The organism is Fibrobacter sp. UBA7003 (assembly GCA_002449765.1).
Lineage (GTDB): Bacteria > Fibrobacterota > Fibrobacteria > Fibrobacterales > Fibrobacteraceae > Fibrobacter.
In genome coordinates, this window is record DJXN01000004.1 from 92,855 (window position 1) to 113,370 (window position 20,516).

A 20,516-nucleotide genomic window follows, 5' to 3' on the forward strand; every position below is an offset into this window, starting at 1 on the left:
GAAAAAATGATTTTGCCCACTTATTTATTACTCGGCCCCTCTTTTCCGTTGTTTCCAGACAACGCAAAACTTTTTTTCGTTACCCGCTAAATAATCTTTTTTCTTACATTTAGGGCATGGGCGAAAAGAAACCGTCAAAGAAAATCTTCGAATACCTGGACTACAGGGAATTTCTGAAAGATTACTACAATGCCAAGAAGGAGGCGAACCCCGCCTTCTCGCTCCGCGTGTTTTCGGACAAGATCGGTTTCAAGGCCAAGGACTTTATAAGCCGCGTGATGAACGGCGACAAGAACCTTTCAAGCCAGAGCATCCCCAAGGTCGCAAGCGGGCTTCGGCTCGGCAAGCACGAAACGGAATTCTTCGTCGCACTCGTCAAATTCAACCAAGCCGAAACCACCGAAGAAAGGAACACCGCTTTCGAAGAAATGCAGACAACGCTTAAGGTTGTCCGTTTCGCCGAAAAGCAGCACCTGCTCGGGCACGCCCAGTACATGGTGTATTCGGATTGGCGCCACCTTACCATAAGGAGTCTCATCGGCATGTTCGGTTTTGACGGCGACTACGAGACACTCGCCAAGCAAGTTCACCCGCACATCACCGCCGAAGAAGCGAAGAAGTCCGTAAAGTTGCTCGAAGACTGCCAGCTCATCAAGAAGGGCAAGGACGGCAAATACGAATTGACAGAAAGCGCGATTACCACCGGAGACCGCACGTCAAAACTCGCACTCCGCGGTTTCCACCAGAATTGCCTGAAGCTCGCCGCCGATTCCATCGACCGCGACCCGCCGGGCACACGCCATATTTCAGGGCTCACCCTCGGTATAAGCCAAGAAGGCTACGAACGCATCGTGGAACGCATCAACGCCTTCCGTAAAGAAATTGCGCTCATCGCCGAAGAAGACGCCGACGCGGACAAGGTTTTCCAGTTGCAGTTCGCGCTGTTCCCTGTCGGTGGCAAATAAGAATCGTCAGAACATCACCCGGTAACGGATTTGCTTGTCGAAACTACGACCCTTGAGGTCGCGGTAGGCCTTGCGGGCGGGTGCCGGAGAATCGTGGCGGACTGCACGCGGGGCAATCGCAGTCGTTCCGCTGCTGGAACTTTCCGGCGCAACCTCGCTGGAGCTGGAAACCGGGTCGCCACACGGTGCTTGGTTGCAGACAACCTGCATCGGCTCAAAGATGAGATTCCCGAGAATCGCCTCGCCGGAAATTCCCGATGCCGTCAGGTACAGGTCCTTGATGCCGCGCAGGCCCATGTCGCCCGAGCATTTCGCCGCAGACCAGCCGCCACCCATGAGAGATCTATTTGACAGGTCACATGTGAAGACAGCAGTCCCGTCCTTCTTGCCGTCGCGAATCACGATCTTACCCGACGAAGCATTTTTCACCTGAAGGAAAACATTGCCGATATCCTTGAGCGAATCAAGCACCACGTTCTCGAAAATCGCGTAACCGCCGTCCTTGATGGCGAACTCGTCGTCCTTCGTGAGACGCACGCGGATGCCGTTGTCAAAGCCGTTCGCGGGAATCGTATCGCGGATAATGCGCAAGAAGTCGATGCGGTCGAGTTCCGCAAAATTTCCGTTCGGCGAAGGCTCGATTTCGATGAAGTTGCCGCCGCGCTTGAGTTTCGCAGGCACCATCACCACAGAATTTTCGGGGAAAGAGCCCCAGGAACCCGTCGGCGGGAGCGTCACCGTCTGCGACTTGCCATTCACCGTCACCTTGTGCGTCGCGGCCGCATCGCCACCGTTCGCGTAGCGGTAACGCAGCAGGTAATCGCCCGCCTGCATGATGTTCATCGGCAGACGAATCTTGGAACCCTCGGTATTCACGTACGCGAGGTATTCCCCGTTCGAGGCCGTATTGCTGCGCGTAATCGCAAGGTCGCCCGAAACAGCGCGGGTCAGCACGCCGTGCTCGACTTCGGCACTCAAGTAACGCCCGAGGAAGGGCTGTCCCATCTCAGCCCAGTTATCCTCGGTGAAGACGACATCACGTATATGAATGTGATTGTACTTGTCTCCGTTCAAGTCGTAGTAGTGGTGTACAAATCGCACGCGGTTCAGGTCCTGGAAGGCCTCGCCGCCGCCCGGGCCCACGTAGCGCCCGTACCGTTCCAAAAGAATCGTGCCGCCACCGTTCGCCATGGTGTAACCGGCGCGGTCCTTGTACGGTCCGGTTACTTTGTCTGCACGGCCGTAAGCCGTCTTGTACGTTGTCTGCTCGATGTTTGCGCCCTGCTGGCAGCACTTGTCCCATGCGGTGAACAGGAAATACTGCCCGCCATGCTCAATCAGGCTCGGGCCTTCTTCGGCGCCGCCGCTCGCGCTGCTGGTACGGCGCGCAATGTTGTAGACCGTCTTGTCGTCGCTCGCCTGGTAGCCTGTCGTTGCATCTAACTTAATCAGCTGAATGCCAAGCCCGAACGAACCGAAAGCCATCCAGTAATTGCCCTCGGTGTCACGCACCACGTCGGCATCGATGGCATTGTACTTGTCGCTAGTCGTCGTGTGGAAAACGTGGCCGTAGTCGGTCCAGCCGTAGCCCGATGTGCCCGGCATAATGGACTTTGTGGACTGGTAGCCGATTGCCGAAGAACGCTTGCCAAAGACGGACACGCAGTAATACACGCGGTACTCGCCGTTCATGTAGAAAACGTCGGGAGCCCAGATGCCTTCGGTGCCCGGAGCATAGGTGTAGGCCCACTGCGGAATGGCGCTCACGGTCGACTTGTGGTCGCGCCACGTGTAAGCGTCTTCGCTTGTCCACAGTTGCAGATTGTTGTTGGTGCTCATGAGGGCGTAGCCGTCCTCGAACCGCACCATGCTCGGGTCGTGACCGGGTTGCAAATTATCCTTCGCATACCAGTCGGCAGCGGAGGAAACCGACACTCCAAACGCAAGCCCAAGGCCAACACGCCCGAACATAGCACGCACGCCGAAGCGTGATCCCATTCCAAACATAAACAGCTCCCTTTTATTGCATCCACCCATCCCAAATATAAATACCGGCACGCCAAAAGTCAACAATTTTTCGATTAAATGTCTACATTTTTACACAAATAGCAAAAATTCGTTCGTTTTTTTACAAAAATTACAAAATAAAAAGTCAACAAAATAGGTAATAAAAAAGTCCTGACCGAGGCCGGGATTTTACAAATTTTCGAGCCAGTCAGCGATAATCACTTGCCGATATCAATTTTCTTTCCATTGAACACAACTTCGTCCTGCACGAGGTCATCAAAATCGGGCTCACGTTCCTTCGAGATTCCTGCCTCCTCGCCCTCCTTCATCAGGTGCACCACGCGCTGCGGGAACGGAATCTCGATATTATGTTCGTCGAGGACATCCTTGACAATCCTGGAGTACTTGCGCCGGAGCTCGTAGTATTCGAACGTCCGAACCCATACCCATACAGTGATATTTATCGAACTGTCGGCGTATTCGCTCACAAAGAACTTCGGAGGCGGCACTTTCAGGAAGCTTGTCTCGCGCTCCACCATCCTGCGCATGGCACAAAAGACAACGTCCAGCGAGGTATCGTACGAAACGCCCACCTTGATGTCGAGCCTGCGAACGGGATTGCGGGCATAGTTTACGATAGGCGCGCCCCAAAGCGACCTGTTAGGCGCAGAAACAGCGATTCCCTCGAACGTCTCGAGCGTCGTATTGAAAAGCCCGATGGCACAAATCTTGCCCTTGATGGAACCACATTCAATATAGTCGCCCGCCACGAACGGGCGCAGGAACAATAGCAACAAGCCCGAAGCAATATTCGCAAGCGTATCCTTGAGCGCAAGGCCCACAGCAAGGCTTGCCGCACCGAGCATCGCCAAAAGACCATTCGTATTCACGCCAAGAATATTAAGCCCGAGCAAAAGGCCAAGCGCATACGTCGTGTACTTGACAAGGTCCGAAATCAGAGGTATCGCCGCACGGTCCAAGCCATGCCTTTCAGCACGCTTCAAAAACAGGCGGAAGGACTTGTTAAAGAACCAAACAACGACAATAAGAAGAACCACGAGCAGCAACTGCTCGATTATCGAATCCTTCGGTATGAGTTCCCTTATTTTTTCCACGTTCACAAATCTAACAATAATTTAAGGAGAAAAATCGCGCAGGAGCCAAACCTATCGTCCCATTATGACTCCGCTCACAAACTGCAGCACGTCCTGTGCGCTATATTACAAAAACGACAAGGGAGGGTTCCCCTCCATAAAAAAATCCCTGGCCGAAGCCGAGGGATTTTTCATAGGAAGATCCCCGCCTACGCGGGGATGACATCTCTATAATTACGTATGTGCGTCGACCCATTCGGCGTTCTTCTTGCAAGCCTCGACGGACTTTTCGAAGGCGGCCTTTTCTTCGTCGCTCATCTTGACTTCGAGAATCTTCTCGACACCGTTTGCACCGACCACAACCGGCACACCGCAGTAGAGGCCCTTCACGCCGTATTCGCCGTTCAGCTTGGCAGCGCAAGAGAACACGCTCTTCTTGTCGAGGAGGTAGGCTTCGGCCATGTGGATGGCAGAAGTAGCCGGGCTGTAGAAAGCGGAGCCGCGGCCGAGGAGGTTCACGATTTCGCCACCGGCACCGGCGGTACGCTTGGCGAGTTCGGCAAACTTTTCCTTGCTCATGAGCTGAGAAACCGGGATACCGCCAACAGACACGCATTCCATGATGGAAACCATGGTGTCGCCGTGGCCGCCCATCACGAGGGCCTTGACGTCTTCGACAGACACGCCGAGTTCGTCGGCGACGAAGCAAGCGAGACGGGCAGAGTCAAGCACGCCAGCCATACCGATGACCTTGTTGGCCGGGAGACCGGACTGCTTCTGCATGTTGTAGACCATGGCGTCGAGCGGGTTGGTGATCACGATGACGAATGCATCCGGAGCGTTTTCCTTGATGGCTTCGGCAACGGTCTTGATCACGCCGCAGTTCTTGTCCAGGAGGTCGTCACGGCTCATGCCCGGCATACGCGGGAAACCGGCAGTCACGATTACGACGTCTGCGCCCTTGATGGCGGAGTAATCGGTAGAGCCCTGAAGATCCACGGAGGAGTTGATGACAGAGCGGCCTTCCATAATGTCGAGAGCCTTGCCCTTGGGCATGCCCTGAGTCTGCGGAATATCGATAAGGACCACGTCGCCAAGATTCTTCTGGGCGAGCACGAGAGCCATTGTACCACCGATTTGACCAGCACCAACGAGTGCAATCTTCTTTCTAGCCATGATTAACCTTCCTTTTAAGGTATAGAATTATTACGGCGTAAATATAGCAATATTTCGGGCCAATGCTAGACCATCGCGGCAACGAAATCGGCTTCGCACATCAGTTTTTCGTCGAGGAAGGCCTTGCCCGAATACTTGAAGATGCCGTGACGCACGGAAAGGAGCTTCACTTCGAGGCGAATGTCCATACCAGGGAGCACGGGGTTCCTGAAACGGCAGTTCTCGATGCCCATGAAAGCGGGACGCTTGCCCACCACTTCGGCTTCGCGGGCAATCATCGTGAGGAGTGTCGCTGCCTGGGCCATGGATTCCACCTGCAGCACGCCGGGCATCACCGGATTGCCGGGGAAATGTCCCTGGAAGAACTTTTCCTCGCCCGTCACGTGGAAAAGACCCGTCAGGGACGGAAGGACCTCCTTGCCGTCGCCCAAGTCGAGGCTCAGGATTTCGTCGACAAAGGCGAACGGGAACTTCTGCGGGAGCAGTTCGTGAACCACGGCGGCATCGTAAAGGATTCCGGGTTTATCAGACTTCTTGAGGGTTTCCAGTAGAGACATAAGGCAGGAGTTTCTCCATGATTTTATGGTGAATGGTATGGCCGCCGTTCAATATTTGAACGCGGACCTTTGGTAAAGCAGGGACCGCGAAGGCAAGATCGCCCAGCAGGTCCAAAATCTTGTGACAGGCGGGTTCTTCCGCCATGCGGTAACGGGGGTGTTCTCCCGCGCTACCCAGGAGCATGCCGCAGGATTCGTCTACCCCGGCGAGGAGACCTTCGGCGCGGGCCTTCGCGTAATCTTCTTCGAAAATGAACGTGCGGGCCGAAAATGCGCGGTAGAGGTCTTCCGCGGAATACACCGAGAGGGTCGCAGCCGAGCGGAACGCAGCGCCACCCGCAGTCGCATCGCGGGTAATCTCGTATTCCACCTCGAAGCAGTCCGCAGGCGATACGCTCACGCGACCACGCGGGAACTCCAGGTCAAACGACACGGGAACATCGTAAAAGCAGAGGGGTTCGGGAATACCGGCGACTTTCCTCAAGGCATGGAAGAACGGGAGAGCGCTACCGTCCATCATCGGGAGTTCGGTGGCATGCACATCAAACCGCTGGTTCGGCCACATGAGGAATACGGGCGCCAGATGCTCCGTCGAGGCGAGGGAAAGCGGGCCGTGCAGGCCAGGTCTCGAGTAAATCGCCGTGCGCGCCACGCGATACCCGAGTTCGCCATAACAATGCAGGGAATCCGTCGAATAGAAAAGTTCATCGCCAACATACCAGCATACGCGTGGCGCACGGTTCGGATCCTTCTCGAGGATATCCACGCGGACTCTAGCCTGCGGGTACGAAAGCGAAGGCGACGCAAATTCTAGACTCTTGAAGGCCGGCATGCTACTTCTTCCCCATCTGGCGGAGGCGCACCATCGAGCGGCGCCACTGCGTAATTTCTTCGGCGGGGAAACCGGCAACAGTCCGGCCAGCCGGGACACTCTTTGTCACTCCCGCCTTCGCGGCGACGCGCGCCCCCTTGCCTATGGTCAAGTGGCCCGCGGCCTTCGCGCCTCCCGCGAATTCCACGCCGTCCTCAACCACCACGGAACCGGCAACCGCCGTCTGCGAGGCCATGTAGACGCCACTGCCCAATCGGCAGTTGTGAGCGATTTGAACAAACGAATCGAACTGGCACCCGTCCCCAATCGTGGTGGGGTTCAAGAATCCCGCGGCCACCACTGCATTCGCCCCAAAGCCGCAGTTGTCTCCGATGCGCACGCCAGCAAGGTGTGGGACCGGCCGGCGCCTGCCCTCAAATTCATAGAACCCGAACCCGCGCGAACCTATAACGGCGCCCGCCTGGAACACGCAGTTCCGGCCTATCTTTACGTTCGGATAAACGGTCACATTTGCTTCCAGAACACAGCCGTCACCCACTTCAGCACCCCGCATCACCACGCATCCCGGACCCACGACCGCATTTTCGCCCACGCGACCTTCGACGACGGCGCTCGCATGCACACGCGCGGTATTTGCGACAGCCGGCGCATGCGCAGGTTCGTCCGCAGCAAACTTCTCCAAAAACATCACCATCGAGTGGTAGGGGTTTTCGACAGGGGCGACGCAGAGCACCTGCTTAAACAATTCGCACGCGTCATCGAAAGCATCGCGCGGCACGAACAACAAACCGGCCCGCACCCGCGGCAAGAGCGACGACGCGAAGCCATTCGCATTCGTCTCGTTCTTCGCAGAAGCGCCCATCCAAAAGCTGGCATCGGCCGGTCCGGCCGAGTCTATAGACGCAAAACCCGTTATTTCGAATTCCGGCGAGACGCGCGTTTCCGCATCGGCCCGTAGCCATTCCAGGACAACCGATAGCTTGACCGGACGCATCAATCCTCCAGCCTCAGCATCTGCACCTGCGCGGCAAACTCAATCGAAATCTTTTCGCCCAGCCTGCCTCTCATGTCTTCGCCGTCAAGTTGCAAGAACTCGTCCGGACGCACCGTCATTTCAAGAGAATGAACCTTGATTGACTTGAGAAAATGGCATTTGAAAATGTAGCCGAGCAGCGGGATGTTCCCTATCGCAATCGCAAGCAAGAAGGCGGGCATATTAGGCACGTCGACCACCTCCAGGAATCCATCCGCCATATTGGCCCTGAAAAAGGGATTCGCGCCACTCGCAAAGCTCGGGATATTCCCGACAATCAAGGTACGGTGGCCCTTCAAGTCGAGGCTATGCGACTTGCCGTACTTATCGACATAGCGGAGAGAGCCCTGCGTAAGGCGGTAGTTCCTGTCGGCAAAGAAACGGCGGACGTAATGCAGCTTGTTTGCCACCACGGAAGACGAAGAAATCGCTCCGCTAGCACGGTCCTGGTTGAAATCATGCGCGATGCGGGCGTCGATACCACCCGAAAAGTAGTTGGCGAGCGCATATTTCCCGTTGACTTTCCAGATATCGAACGGAGTCGCAGGAGCACGCAGCAGCCGACGCACCAGGAACAAAAGCCCCTGGTCCACAAAAGGCTTGTAGAGCTTTAGCACGCGTGCAAGGTCGTTGCCCGTCCCCAGCGGAATAAGCCCAATCTTCACCCTGGTCGCGAAATCGGAGGCAAGCATCGTCGACAAGACCGCGGACACCGTTCCGTCGCCACCGACCGCGATAAGCGTTTCCGTATGGGAAAGCGCATCAAGAATCTGCGCTTCCATGCCTTCGTAGTGGGTGAACTCGGCCTTCCATTCTTCTGCAGCAAAGCCCATGGATGCCATAATTTCGGGCAAGAAGTTAAAGATAACCTTGCCCTGCCCGCCTCCACTGATGGGATTGATGAGAAATACGAACTTGAAACCCATCAGCCGTTCCCGCGCAAGAGCTTGTCCTTTATTTCGACATAGCGGAACATCCCGCCGCGGACATTCTCGATTTCTTCAACAGTCAGTTCGCGGACCACATGGGCGGGAGAACCAAGGACCAGGGAATTCTCAGGAAATTCCTTGCCCTGGGTAACGACGGCTCCGGCCCCCACAATGCAATTTTTCTTGATGTGCGCGCCATCCATCACGATAGCCCCCATGCCAATAAGCACATTGTCGTCAATCGTGCAGGCATGCAGCACCGCGTTGTGCCCCACGGTCACCTCGTTTCCAATAACTGTCGGGACATCCGTCGAAACATGGACCGTCACGTTATCCTGGATATTCGTCCGCATACCTACGCGAATCGGAGCTAGGTCGCCACGGAGCACTGCCCCGTAAAACACGGAAGAATCATCCCCCAATTCCACGTCGCCAACGAGAAATGCCCCATCGGCCACAAACACGCGTTCCCCCAGTCGGGGAGACATTCCGTCAATCTCGACAAACCTAGACATAACCCCAATCTACATTATTATTCCGCAATGGAGACCACGCCGGGACTTATTCGGCCACGGGAATCGCAGAAATCTTGTTCCATTCCGCCGCATCAGCGGGGCGAAGGAGCTTGGCGCCGGCATATTTGCGAAGCATTGTGACGGCCTTGACCGTATCGCCCTCGTCGAGGGCACCCTTCGCATCTTCGAGGATATCCTTCTGGGCGCTACGCATATCGGCAATGGCACCCTGGCGGTTCTGGCGCAGCACTTCCATGGAATCGCTCACGAACCCGAGTTCCCAGGTGCTGTCGTAGCATGCTTCCACTTCCGCATACTTCTGCGGATCTTCCTGGGCGGCCTGATAAAGCGCATCACAGCGGGCAAACGTTTCCGCGCTGGAACGCTTTGCATACTGGTAATACTGGTAGCCGCCGACAATCAGGGCGATGACCACCAAAAGGAACACGCCGTCTTGCCAGCCCATGATGGGGCCGGTTGGCATCTTGGGGCGACCGTTTACAGTCTCCCCCGCTTCCAGCTTTTCTTCTGCTTCGTCAAAGGGGCTCTTGCCATTCAAGAAACTAACCATATTCTAACCTACCTTTTACTTTTTAGACATGGCGTCAAAGACGCGCGCGTACAGATAAATTTGTTTTAGCAGACTCGCAAAGCCGTTGGAGCGGGTCGGCGAAAGTCCGACGTTCAAGCCAATCTGCTGAAAAAACACGGGGTCGAGCGAAAGGATTTCGCTTGGCGGCAAATCGTTGTAGACCCTGAGGGCTAGCGCTCCGAGGCCCCGGCTGATCAGCGGGTTCGTCGTGCCGCCCTCGACATCCATCTCGAAATGGAGAACGGCGCCATCGAACTTGGGCACAAGGTACATCGTGGAGGCGCACCCCTGGATAATGAATTTTTCCGCCTTGAGCGAAGCGTCCATCCCCTTGTGGGCGCGAGCGAGATCGAGCAGGAATTTCCACTTGTCGTCCGGATCGGCAAACGAAGCGAACTTGGCCCTGACATCCTCGACTCTTTCTGCAATATTTCCCGACATCATCGATTCCTACCGAATAAACGAGCGCATTTTCCAGATAACAGTGGGGCACGCCCAAAGCACCGCGAAGAAGATGCGGAGGAGAGTCTGCTTTTCGCGCGGCAGCTTCGAGAGTTTCTTGGCGGCACGGTCGAACTGCGCATCCGAAATACTGTTGAATCCGGGTTTTGCCCGAGCAATCTGCAGGTGCTGCCGACCGAGGGCCGCCATCCAGCGTTCCTGAACTTCGGCTTCGATCTTTTTGCGGTTTTCGCCGGCGTCATCGAGCCAATTTTTTACGGACTCGGCAACAATCTTTCCACAGAGCAAGGCTTCCACGATACCCGAGCGGCTAATGGGGTTCATGCAACTTGCGGCATCGCCCGCCTTGAAAAGTCCGCACCTGGCCATGGGTTTCGTCGACTGCCCACACGAAATCGTGCCTCCATAGACGGCCTTCACCTTCGCATTCGGATAATCCTTAGCGATAAAGTCCAGAAGCTTTTTGCGCAGGGGTTCCTTGTGGCGCACGTTCTTGCCGAGAACAAAGCCGATATTCACTTCCACGCCGTCGCGCGGGAAAATCCAGCCGTAGCCATCAGGAAACTCGCTTCCGAAAAAGAGTTCAATATGCTCGCGGCTGTGTTCGATGCCTTCCGCCACCGCGAAAATCGCGGGTTCGAGGTCGGTATCGCCCGACTCGATGCCCTCGAGGCATTCGATTCCACGGGTAAGCCTGCAGCTCGGACCGGACGCATCGACAACCGCAGCCGCAGAGACCGTTTCAAGCGCGCCGCCCGCGACCGAGACCGTCACATTCCAACCATCCGCCGTCTTTTCCAATTTCTTGATCAGAGCGTCGTAACGGCATTCCACGCCCGCAGCGCAACAGCCATCCGAGATGGAGTGATGGAACCGGGCTCGGTCCAGGATGAGACCGCAATCCTTGCTGTAGAATTCCGCGCGATAACGCTTGGGCGATGTGAAATAGATTCCAGAAAGCGAACCGCGGACAAAGGAAGGGTCCACGGGCCAAAGGGCGTTAAGCCTGTCCGTAGAAACCGCTTCTGCACAGAAAATGGGTTCCTTCCAAGGCTCCTTCTTATCCAAAAGGAGAATCCGTCTGGCACCGCCGGTCAATCTTCCCAGGGTGCAAGCCGCCATGAGACCGGCAGGACCGGCCCCGCAAACCACCACATCGTACCGATTTGATGCAAAATTTGCCATTTCGGGGTATAAATTAGCTTTTATTTATAAAGTTTTTTTCTTTTCTATTGCTATTTGTCATTTTTTTTAATTATTTTAGGGCTATCCGTTATTTGGTTTTTATCCTTAAAGGGAATTGTATATGAATATGAAGATGATAACGAAGTTCGGGCTCTGCCTCGTTGGCGCACTGGCGATCAGCGGTTTTGCCCAGGATTATTCCGGTCAGGATCTAAACACGTCTTTCCGCGACAAGCGTATCGACGGGTTTGATTTTTCGAACGCCAAAGCAAAAAAGAACGTGACCGACTTCCAGCGCAGCGCCGGTGAAAAGATAAACTTCCAGGGCGCTCAGCTCCCGGAAGTCTCCTTCCGTAACGCAGTGATTAGCGAAGCGAACTTCAAGAACGCGAACCTTAAGAAGGTGACCATCAGCGGCGCCGATATCCGCAATTCCAACTTCAAGGGCGCAGACATGGAAGAGGCCGACCTCTACCGTGCAACGCTCCTCGGTAGCCAGTTCCCGAACGTAAACTTCAAGAATGCCCGCCTCGACGCCATGAAGGTGGCCGACGAAACGGACTTCAGCAAGGTGGACTTCACGCAGGCCTCCGTCATGGACGTGGACCTTACCCGTGCCGACCTCAGCAAGGCAAACCTCACGAACGCCAACTTCTCCCGCTCCCTGATGGGCGAAGTGAACCTCAAGAAGGCGACCATCGTGAAGACCGACTTTACGGCCTGCAACCTCATCGCCGCGAACTTCAAGGGCGTTGACCTCATCAACGTGAACTTCGCCAAGGCGGGTCTTTCCCAGGCTAACTTCAGCGGTGCCGAGTTCCAGAACGTGAACCTCCAGGAAGCGGACCTCTCGCTGACCGAATTCAACGACGTCGACCTCTCCAAGACACAGCTCCAGAAGGCCAAGTTCGCCCAGTCCACCGTGAAGAACATGAAGTTCACCGGACAGGACCTGACCGGCGTGGTCTTCGACAAGGGCTCTGTTTCCAAGAGCAACTTTGACAAGGCGAAGCTCAGCAAGTCCTCCTTCTTCGATACCGAAGTGAACAAGTGCGAATTCCGCGGAACCGAACTTACGAAAGCCGTGTTCGATGGCGCCTACATCAAGAAGAACATCTTCGACGGCGCAGACATGGACAAGGCCAACCTCTCGAACTCCACGATCGAGCAGACCGACTTCATCGGCACCCAGCTCAACGGTGCTAGCTTCGCCGGTGCCAAGCTCGTGAAGGTGCGTTTCACCAACGCCAAGATGAGGAACGTCAAGATCGACGCCGACACCAAGATGGAGAACGTCGACTTCTCCGGTGCCGACCTGAGCGACGCCAAGATCGAGAAGTTCACCGCCAAGAAGGTCATCTACGACAGCCGCACCAAGTTCCCCGCCGGCTTCGACCCGCGCCAGTACGGCTTTACCAAGCCGGGTGAAAAGGCCGCCGAAGTGGTCGTGCAGGGTTCCGGCAAGAAGTCTTCTGTTTCTGACGACGCCATGCCAAAAAAGAAAAAGAAGAAAAAGAGAAAACACAGCGACGATGACGACGAGTAGTCAAAACCTCTAACGGATTTAAGAAGCCCCGCACCAATGCGGGGCTTCCTTTTTGGGGTCAGGGAGGTTACTTCTTGTCCATGAGCCAGGAAATAGCTTCTGAAAGGCTCCGGATGCGCACCACCTTCATATTGCCGAGGTTCTCGGGCAGGCGGCCATTGGCAGGGACGACAGCCTCCACCATCCCCAACCGGATGGCCTCCTTGATCCGCTGGTCCAGAAGGCTCACGCTGCGGACCTCGCCTGAAAGTCCGAGCTCGCCGACCGCGATGGTCTGGCGGCCGAGCGGGATACCCAGGTGGTTGCTCGCGATGGCAAGAGCGAGCGCGAGATCGGACGAGGCGTCAGTCACCTTCATGCCGCCCGCAATCGTCGCGAACACGTCGGATGCGCCTATCGACACTCCGCCAAACTTCTCGAGCAGGGCGAGGATAATCGTGAGACGCTTCGGGTCGATACCCGCGGCCACGCGCTGAGGCACGGCAAAACCCGTCTGGTTCACGAGCGCCTGCGTCTCGAACAGGAGAGCGCGCGTCCCTTCCATCGTGCAGCAGACGACGCTTCCCGGCGTAGGCGGGATATTCTCCTGCAAAAAGACCTTGCTCGGGTTCGCCACCGACTCCAGCCCGTGGCTCGTCATCTCGAAAACGCCCACCTCGTCGGTCGCGCCGAAACGGTTCTTGATGGTCCGCAGCAGGCGGTACTGGTGGTTGCGGTCGCCCTCGAAGTAGACGACCGTATCGACCATGTGCTCGAGGATGCGCGGCCCCGCTATTTGCCCGTCCTTCGTCACATGCCCGATGAGGATGGTGATGCAGCCCGTATTCTTCGCGAACACCATGAGGTCGAGAGTGCATTCGCGAAGCTGGGCCGCCGACCCCGGAGTGCCCGAGAGGTCGCCCTTGTAAACCGTCTGTATGGAGTCGATGACCATGACCTGCGGTTTGACCTCTTTCGCGTGTTCCACGATCTTCTCGAGGCTCGTCTCGCACAGGAGCAGCATGTCGGAACCAGAAATGTTCAGGCGTTCGCTCCTGAGTTTCACCTGGCAAGCGCTCTCTTCCCCGCTCACATACAGCGTCTTCACGCCGGCGGCTGTCATCGTGGCGAGAGTCGTGAGCACCAGGGTGGACTTGCCTATCCCGGGATCGCCACCGATGAGCACCAGGGAACCTGGCGCAAGCCCGCCTCCGAGCACGCGGTCGAATTCCGTATTGGCGGTGCTCAGCCGCCGCGTGTCTTCCGTAGCCACATCCTTGAGTGCCACGACCTGATGGACCGGACCTCCAAGCCCGCGCCCGCCACGCGCAGCCCCCGTATTGACAGGCTCTACCGCATGTTCCTTGAGGGTATTCCACGCCCCGCAGAACGGGCACTTCCCGACCCACTTGGGCGTCGTGTTACCGCAGTCCGTGCAGAGGTATTCAATTTCTTTCTTCGACTTGTTTACTGCTACCATGTGCACTAATATAATAAATGCGAACGACAGAAAGTGTCATTCGCATAAACAATGCACAAAAAAGCAGTCTTTTTACAGGCTCTGTCGGACTAAACTGTACACTTGTGCCCGGCTAGCAAAAAATCCTCAATCCGTAAGCCCTTCCAAAACTGTTTTTCGGCTGCATGACCGATGTTTTTACGCTGAAATGACCGTTCGGCGGTCCGCAGCGTTTCCGTAGCCGTACAGAATGACTGGACAGAGCCAAAGAGTCTTTCTTTGGGGATTATCAAGAAATACTTGACGAGTTCGGCGTCCAGCTGCGTACCGGCAACATCCTTGATAATCTGGAGTGCGTCTTCGTGTATCTTGGGCGCCTTATACGAGCGACGCATGGTGATTGCCTAATGAACCCAAACGAATACAATATGTTCTATACAACAATACGTCAAAGTCTTTTCGCGATACGACTATTTCTTGGAAGTTGGTGTATCGCGACGAATATGGCCGTGGCGATACACTTGACATGACAACGAAATTTAAATAATTTGATAAAAAAGTCGTTTATGAAATGTCTGTCGCTTCCTGTTTCCGTAATCCTTTTGCTTGCAGGTCTAGCTTTTGCCCATGAAAGCAACCACCGGGGCAACCGCAGTATTTGCGGATTGTCTTCAGTCTGGTCCTATGATAACGACGAAGAAGCTCAGAAAAAGATGGCTCAATCCCAGAAGCGAGAAGACAGTTTTGTCAAGTATGCAAAAAAGTTCTACCCAAGAACAAAGGCTAGGCTGAATGCAGTGCAAGACTCGTCGCAGAACGCACCAGTTTTTGGCTCTATCGTCAAGAAAAAGATTCTTGACAAGGACATCGAAGATGTTTTTCCAGAATATTCCAAGTCGTTTGCGAAATGGTGCAATGATAAAAAACAGGAATATAAAGCGAATGTCGCCAAGGCATCGTTAGAGACGCAGGAAACTTTTGAAGATTATAACGAAATTTCTACAGGATTCGGTTCACAATGTTTTCTGCTGCATATGGTGATTGACGTTAAACAGAAATATGATGTCGAAACGAAAAAATGGATTGCTCCATCACCTGAAGAAAAACGCAAGACATTTTTTAAGTTCCTTTATCGGGGAGCATCTGCGGAAATCGATTCTGCGAAATCAGATTCTGCCGTTGCATTATTTGAAAAGGATTTTTTTCTTCCAGGGCCTACAGGAAACCGCATTTTCTTTGATGACGGCTGGACTCCCGTGCTTACGAAGAAGGAATTATTGTCCGTCAGCGACTCATTTGGGGATTCTTTGGCGTTTGTCCCTTTTCAGGTTGGTGGCCCGCTTCCTATAAATAAAAATTTGAGCCTGAAAAAGAAAATTTTAACCCATTTGGAAAATGGTGAATTTGATTCTATTCCGCCACTGATAGACGAAAGCATGCACTATGCCGATACGGTGCATTTTCTTTTGTATAGACAGCTGTATTCCGAAAAGGAGTATTACGGCCTTTCGTTCTTGACTCGCCGATTCGATATGATTCTGAATAGAGACCGTAGCCGTTATTACCGCCCTGAAACGGTGGTTATGCATCGCCCATTAAGTAAAATCGATAAATGGATTTACGAAAATCTTGACAAGCATATCGACCAGACCCGTCTGGATTCGGTGCTTATCATTGCCAACTACAGCCGCCGTGAAGACTATATTATTCGCGAACAATACGAAAGATTCAAGGAACGGCACTTGCCTGACCGTTCGGGTGTTGTCAGGTACGTAAGGGATAACAATGTGAAAGCAGTGGAATATGAAGTAAAGTTACCCAAGAACAAGAGGTGATAGGGGCAGGAAATAAGTTATATTTTATAATATGAAGCATCTGCCTATAGTTCGAATATTCCTTCTAGCGGTCCTGTTGTTCCTTGTTGGATGCAATGATTCAGCATCCGGTTCGGCGGAAGAGAAAAACCCAACGCTATATACTTCGGTGGTTCTTGGAAAGTGTGCGGACGCTTCCTCATCCAGTTCGTCGGATATTGAGAAGATGATTTCGTCGCTAATTGTTGGTTATGGTGAACATTCAGCTGTTTATTTGGGCGATTGCAGAGGTTGCTTTGACTTGACTCTTTACGCTTTAGATTATTGTGACGTTTCCGCTGATGTAGCTTTAGATTTTGTAGATGATACTCTGTTTATTTCTTATGTAAATGTGCAAGAGGCTTCCAAGTGCACCTGTTATTCCTCCCATGATTTCAAGGTTCCATCAGTGAATTATAGGTATGTCAAATTTAATGAACAAGTTTTTAATGTTGTTGCATCGAACATAAGGGGTGTCTGCTCAAATAAAGGGGAATATAAAGAAGGTTATTGCGTCGAGAACGGACCGACGCATTTGTAATTGTGATTCTGCGTTAGGGATAGTGACCCCTTGGGGACAAGACTCGCGGAGCGAGGCTTGGTTGCAAGAGCCGCGCGGGCGTGCCGCAGGTGCGCACGGGTGGCCTTGCAATATAGCCCGACCGCACATATATGTGCGGGAACGCCCAAGAGACATCGGTTACGGTGGTCTTGACCACGCTGTGAGCCGTAGGCGACTCGTCTTAACGAGTCGTCGGAGGCGAGAGTGAGCGCCGACCGGAGTGTCTTACTAGAGTCTAACGCGAACGGTCATCATAGGGCAACCGGTGAAAAGGCGATGTAGAACTTTGGTGTTGAAGCCCCCAGTAATGTTTAAGATTTTAAACACAAGCCCTTTATGATGGTCAAAATCGCCATTCTAAGCCACGGACTTATCCACAACACGAAAGTCATACTTTCCCGTTGTTTGGCTCTGTCGGGTTATTCTGTACAGGCGCCCTCGGCTAGCAAACTTTTTGGGTTTCGTAAGCCCCTTCCAGGCTGTTTATTCGCTGCGGAACCGTAGTTTTTTCACTATCCGGCCCGCCCTGACCGTCGCAGCAAGTTCACAGCAGTACAATCTGGCCCAGCAGAGCCAATTTGCCATTTTCGCAGCGTTTTCGCAGTTTTGACCCAAAAGTACGGTCTGGCCCAACAGAGCCTTTTTACAAAAATCTACTTCGCCGCGGGCTTGGAGACCACGGGGCGGATGCGCTTGCCGCAGAGGGTCACCACGATGTGGGCCTGCGCGAACATGTAGTAGGCAGTATCGCGGCTGTTGTTGAGGGTGGACTTCGGGTCGTAATCGTCCTTGGTCACAAAGACTTCGGCAACGCCCGAAAGGCTCACGTCAAGCGCGCAGCGTTCGCACGGGAACCCAATCACGTAAAGCTTGGAGCCGGGAGGAACCTTCCCGCGGGCATAGTGCAGCGCGTTGATTTCGGCATGCACCATGAAGGGGTACTTGTTCGCCTCGAACTCGTGATGGCTCAACAGTTCGCCCGTATCGGCATCGAGCAGGTCGTAGGCCAGCAGCTGCTTTTCGCGGGTGTACGGCACAGTCTCGTCATCAAAACCTGCGGGGGCGCCGTTATAGCCGGTACTGATGACGCGGCCTTCGGCACTCACGAGCACCGCCCCCATCTGGGTATTCTGGTCTTTACTGAGGCGCGCCTGGGCGCACATCATCTGGGTATATACTTCATCACGAAGCTTGCTGCGGGATTGAGAATTGTTCATGCCTAGAAATATAAATAGACAGGGAAAACAGGTCAACCGAACACGAAAAAAAGCCCGTCGACATAGCGACAGGCTCTCTCCAAAGCGGAATTCCTTATTAAGCCTCTACGGACTTGCCCTTCTCGACAGCGTCGGCGAGGGTCATGCCGGTGAATTCCTGGGCGCTGAACCAGCGGCCGCTCTTCTTGTCGTCGAGCATCACGGAGACCATCGAGCCCGGGATAACGCTTTCGGGAGCATTGGGGGCATTCGGGCCGCCAAGGTCCGTGCGGAGCCAACCCGGGTCCATCACGTTCATCATCACGTCGGTGCCGTTGAGCTTGCAGGCGAAATCCTTCACGAACTTGGTAAGGGCGGCCTTCGCGCAGGCGTAGCCCATCAGTTCCGGCTCGTTCGCGATGCCGCTCGTGGTGAGCTGCATGCGGCCAAAACCGCGCTGGATCATGCCCGGCAAGAAATGGTAGGCAATCTTGATCGGGGCGAAGAAGTTCACGGCCATCGCGTGGTGGAAATCGTCCATCGTGTTGGTGAGATAGTCGGTGAAGTAGTGGCTCATGAGACCCGCGTTGTTGAACACGAGGTCCACCTGCACGCCCCAGCTGTCGATTTCTGCGAGGGCGGCATCGATTTCGGCTTCGCTTTCGAGGTTGCAGCCCACGGCACGCACCTCGACGCCGTACTTCTTGAGTTCTTCCATCACGGGTTCGGCATGCGCCTTGTCGCGGCCCTGCAAGATGATGTTTGCACCGAGTTTCGCCATTTCGATGGCGGTGAGACGGCCTACCCCACGGCAGCCGCCGGTAATCAAGGTCCACTTGCCCTTCACGTCGATCATTTTCAATCCCTTTGCGCATTTGCGCGGTTTTCTAAAAAATAGACTTTTAAGGCCTGACTCGGGGAGTTTTTGTGCGGAAAAATGTTTACAGGTGTAAAAAGACGCAGGAACAACGCCGGAATGTATAGAAAAAGCCCCTGCCGGGGTGACAGGGGCTAATTTCGTAGGCGCTTGACCCGAGGTCCTTACGCTTACAAATATAATTTTAGCATTTTTTTTGGCAAAGCGGTTGTAAAATCTTACTTTACACGAAAATTTGTTCTCACGGTGTTCCCCGCCGCATAAAAAAAGACCGAAGCAACGACTATCCGTTTTATTATCTTTGAAAATGCTGTATGAAAAAATTTTTTCTTTTTGCAATCATTGGCATTCTTGCGGGAGCGTGCTCAGCACCTAAGGAAGAGTCGAGCGCAGGGACCGACGGCATGTATGAAGATGTCCCTGTTCCTTTTGAAGCAGACGATCCTTCCCTACTGAATTTGGCCGTCGCCGTCACCGACAGCTATTTCGTGATTGGAGCACGGCGCGGGTTCCAGCCGAACACCTATTACACCGTTTTGACGGAACTCATCAATCCCTCATCAGAAGATTATCAAAAGAGAAAACCGGAAGTCCTATACGTTGCCATCCAGAAGGAAGCGGAAGACGACCCCGGCAAAAAGATATGGGCGCTACATTCCGATTCCAGCAAAGCCTACATCACCGATTCCACCGGAGCGTTCATCGCAATGACCGGCGACGGATTTTCGGGAGAGCGACCTCCGAATTCACTGGAAACTATCCGCAACCGGGACTTTCCACACGCAGAAATCAAGCCGTTGTCCCCGTTCAATTTAATCGCCAAGGACCTGGCTATGGTGCGTCAAGCTAGACGGTTCAACGATTTTCCCGATAGCGACTGGATTGTCCTGATACTGGAAAGCGGCAACAACAAGCGAATTCTACGCGAACTTCTCCCCCTTATGCGGGCAATCAATATTGTCGGTTTCAAGCATATCCAGGTCGGGAGGAATCTCGGCAACCTCGATACCGCAAGAAGCGTCATTGGAACTTTCCGCCTTTACGATTTCGAACCGAAACAGCTCCAACAGATATACGACGAGCTTTACCGCCCCCTGAACCTGAAGATGCCGAGACAAGTCCCATCAAAAGACTAGTTTATCTTTTACACAACGCAACAGCCTGTTTCTTGCATTTGCGCCAGGCCGTAGGTATATTTGACTCTGTAATCGAACAAAGGAGATTTCATGACGACCCAAGAAATTTTGAAGAACATCCGCGAAAAGCACAACCTCACGCAAGACCAGATGGCTGAACGCATTCACGTGACCAGGCAGGCCGTTAGCCGCTGGGAAACCGGCGAGACTCAGCCGAACACCGAAATGCTCAAGGTGCTTTCTCGCGAATTCAACGTTTCCATCAATACGCTGCTCGGCGCGCCGCGTCAGCTCTTTTGCCAGTGTTGCGGCATGCCCCTCGGCGACGACGCGATGATCAGCCGCGAAGTCGACGGCAACTTCAACGAGGATTACTGCAAGTGGTGCTATGCCGACGGCAAGTTCGCCTACGCCGACAAGAATACGCTGCTGGACTTTTTGCTTTCGCACATGCCTAACCCAGAAAACATGCCGGAAGCAGAAAGACGCAAGTTCTTCGACTCGCACCTTTCGCAACTAAAACACTGGAAACAGCAGGCCTAAACGCACATCAATTTTATA

The 20,516-nt window shown here is 54.1% G+C and carries 21 protein-coding genes; 6 read left to right on the forward strand and 15 right to left on the reverse strand.

Annotation, left to right across the window (positions count from 1 at the left end):
* Positions 1-116 precede the first annotated feature (116 nt).
* Positions 117-965 (forward strand): TIGR02147 family protein, encoded by an 849-nt coding sequence (locus tag B2952_RS02930; RefSeq protein WP_290733862.1) that lies wholly within the window; start codon positions 117-119, stop codon positions 963-965.
* Positions 966-971: 6 nt separating this feature from the next.
* On the opposite strand, the gene B2952_RS02935 is transcribed toward B2952_RS02930, so the two are convergent.
* From B2952_RS02935 to B2952_RS02985, 11 genes are all read right to left on the reverse strand, one after another.
* A complete protein-coding gene (locus tag B2952_RS02935) occupies positions 972-2,972 on the reverse strand; it encodes a family 43 glycosylhydrolase (protein ID WP_290733860.1) in 2,001 nt (666 codons plus the stop codon).
* Positions 2,973-3,190: 218 nt separating this feature from the next.
* Positions 3,191-4,087 (reverse strand): mechanosensitive ion channel family protein, encoded by an 897-nt coding sequence (locus B2952_RS02940; RefSeq protein WP_290727881.1) that lies wholly within the window; start codon positions 4,085-4,087, stop codon positions 3,191-3,193.
* A 213-nt stretch (positions 4,088-4,300) separates the two neighbouring features.
* Positions 4,301-5,242, reverse strand: a complete 942-nt coding sequence (gene mdh, locus B2952_RS02945) for a malate dehydrogenase (RefSeq protein WP_072978496.1) — start codon at positions 5,240-5,242, stop codon at positions 4,301-4,303.
* Positions 5,243-5,307: 65 nt separating this feature from the next.
* Positions 5,308-5,799 (reverse strand): 3-hydroxyacyl-ACP dehydratase FabZ, encoded by a 492-nt coding sequence (gene fabZ, locus B2952_RS02950; RefSeq protein WP_290723705.1) that lies wholly within the window; start codon positions 5,797-5,799, stop codon positions 5,308-5,310.
* Positions 5,768-6,631 carry a UDP-3-O-acyl-N-acetylglucosamine deacetylase gene (locus B2952_RS02955; RefSeq protein ID WP_290733858.1) on the reverse strand — a complete coding sequence of 288 codons (864 nt, stop codon included), beginning with the start codon at positions 6,629-6,631 and terminating at the stop codon, positions 5,768-5,770. The genes fabZ and B2952_RS02955 overlap by 32 nt, the downstream gene beginning before the upstream one ends.
* Position 6,632: 1 nt before the next feature.
* The gene (locus B2952_RS02960) at positions 6,633-7,625 is read right to left on the reverse strand and encodes a UDP-3-O-(3-hydroxymyristoyl)glucosamine N-acyltransferase (RefSeq protein ID WP_173366489.1); all 993 of its coding nucleotides are present in this window, start codon (positions 7,623-7,625) and stop codon (positions 6,633-6,635) included.
* Positions 7,625-8,590, reverse strand: a complete 966-nt coding sequence (locus B2952_RS02965) for a diacylglycerol/lipid kinase family protein (protein WP_290733856.1) — start codon at positions 8,588-8,590, stop codon at positions 7,625-7,627. Before B2952_RS02965 ends, B2952_RS02960 begins: the two co-directional genes overlap by 1 nt.
* On the reverse strand, positions 8,590-9,108 hold the full coding sequence (locus tag B2952_RS02970; protein WP_173366491.1) for a gamma carbonic anhydrase family protein: 519 nt from the start codon (positions 9,106-9,108) through the stop codon (positions 8,590-8,592). Before B2952_RS02970 ends, B2952_RS02965 begins: the two co-directional genes overlap by 1 nt.
* Positions 9,109-9,154: 46 nt before the next feature.
* Positions 9,155-9,679 (reverse strand): hypothetical protein, encoded by a 525-nt coding sequence (locus tag B2952_RS02975; protein WP_290723718.1) that lies wholly within the window; start codon positions 9,677-9,679, stop codon positions 9,155-9,157.
* A 15-nt stretch (positions 9,680-9,694) separates the two neighbouring features.
* Entirely contained in the window at positions 9,695-10,141 is a 447-nt protein-coding gene (locus B2952_RS02980; RefSeq protein ID WP_173366496.1) for a SufE family protein, read from the reverse strand.
* A 9-nt stretch (positions 10,142-10,150) separates the two neighbouring features.
* Positions 10,151-11,347: an NAD(P)/FAD-dependent oxidoreductase gene (locus tag B2952_RS02985; protein WP_290733852.1), complete on the reverse strand. Its 1,197-nt coding sequence runs from the start codon at positions 11,345-11,347 to the stop codon at positions 10,151-10,153.
* Positions 11,348-11,468: 121 nt separating this feature from the next.
* Here B2952_RS02985 and B2952_RS02990 point away from each other — a divergent pair, with 121 nt between their 5' ends.
* The gene (locus B2952_RS02990) at positions 11,469-12,893 is read left to right on the forward strand and encodes a pentapeptide repeat-containing protein (RefSeq protein WP_173382432.1); all 1,425 of its coding nucleotides are present in this window, start codon (positions 11,469-11,471) and stop codon (positions 12,891-12,893) included.
* 67 nt (positions 12,894-12,960) lie between these two features.
* Here B2952_RS02990 and radA read toward each other — a convergent pair whose 3' ends face one another.
* Entirely contained in the window at positions 12,961-14,352 is a 1,392-nt protein-coding gene (gene radA / locus B2952_RS02995; protein WP_290723728.1) for a DNA repair protein RadA, read from the reverse strand.
* A gap of 89 nt (positions 14,353-14,441) precedes the next feature.
* The gene (locus tag B2952_RS03000) at positions 14,442-14,726 is read right to left on the reverse strand and encodes a hypothetical protein (RefSeq protein ID WP_088640542.1); all 285 of its coding nucleotides are present in this window, start codon (positions 14,724-14,726) and stop codon (positions 14,442-14,444) included.
* Positions 14,727-14,897: 171 nt separating this feature from the next.
* Here B2952_RS03000 and B2952_RS03005 point away from each other — a divergent pair, with 171 nt between their 5' ends.
* A complete protein-coding gene (locus B2952_RS03005) occupies positions 14,898-16,166 on the forward strand; it encodes a hypothetical protein (protein WP_290733847.1) in 1,269 nt (422 codons plus the stop codon).
* Between the two features lie 31 nt (positions 16,167-16,197).
* On the forward strand, positions 16,198-16,725 hold the full coding sequence (locus B2952_RS03010) for a hypothetical protein (RefSeq protein ID WP_290733845.1): 528 nt from the start codon (positions 16,198-16,200) through the stop codon (positions 16,723-16,725).
* Positions 16,726-17,399: 674 nt separating this feature from the next.
* Here the strand turns inward: B2952_RS03010 and B2952_RS03015 are convergent.
* The gene (locus B2952_RS03015; RefSeq protein ID WP_088637897.1) at positions 17,400-17,963 is read right to left on the reverse strand and encodes a deoxycytidylate deaminase; all 564 of its coding nucleotides are present in this window, start codon (positions 17,961-17,963) and stop codon (positions 17,400-17,402) included.
* Between the two features lie 97 nt (positions 17,964-18,060).
* Positions 18,061-18,798, reverse strand: coding sequence for an SDR family NAD(P)-dependent oxidoreductase (locus tag B2952_RS03020; RefSeq protein ID WP_290733843.1), 738 nt, complete (start codon positions 18,796-18,798; stop codon positions 18,061-18,063).
* 335 nt (positions 18,799-19,133) lie between these two features.
* Here B2952_RS03020 and B2952_RS03025 point away from each other — a divergent pair, with 335 nt between their 5' ends.
* Positions 19,134-19,955: a hypothetical protein gene (locus B2952_RS03025; protein WP_290733841.1), complete on the forward strand. Its 822-nt coding sequence runs from the start codon at positions 19,134-19,136 to the stop codon at positions 19,953-19,955.
* Between the two features lie 90 nt (positions 19,956-20,045).
* A complete protein-coding gene (locus B2952_RS03030) occupies positions 20,046-20,498 on the forward strand; it encodes a zinc ribbon domain-containing protein (protein ID WP_072811141.1) in 453 nt (150 codons plus the stop codon).
* Positions 20,499-20,516: the final 18 nt, after the last annotated feature.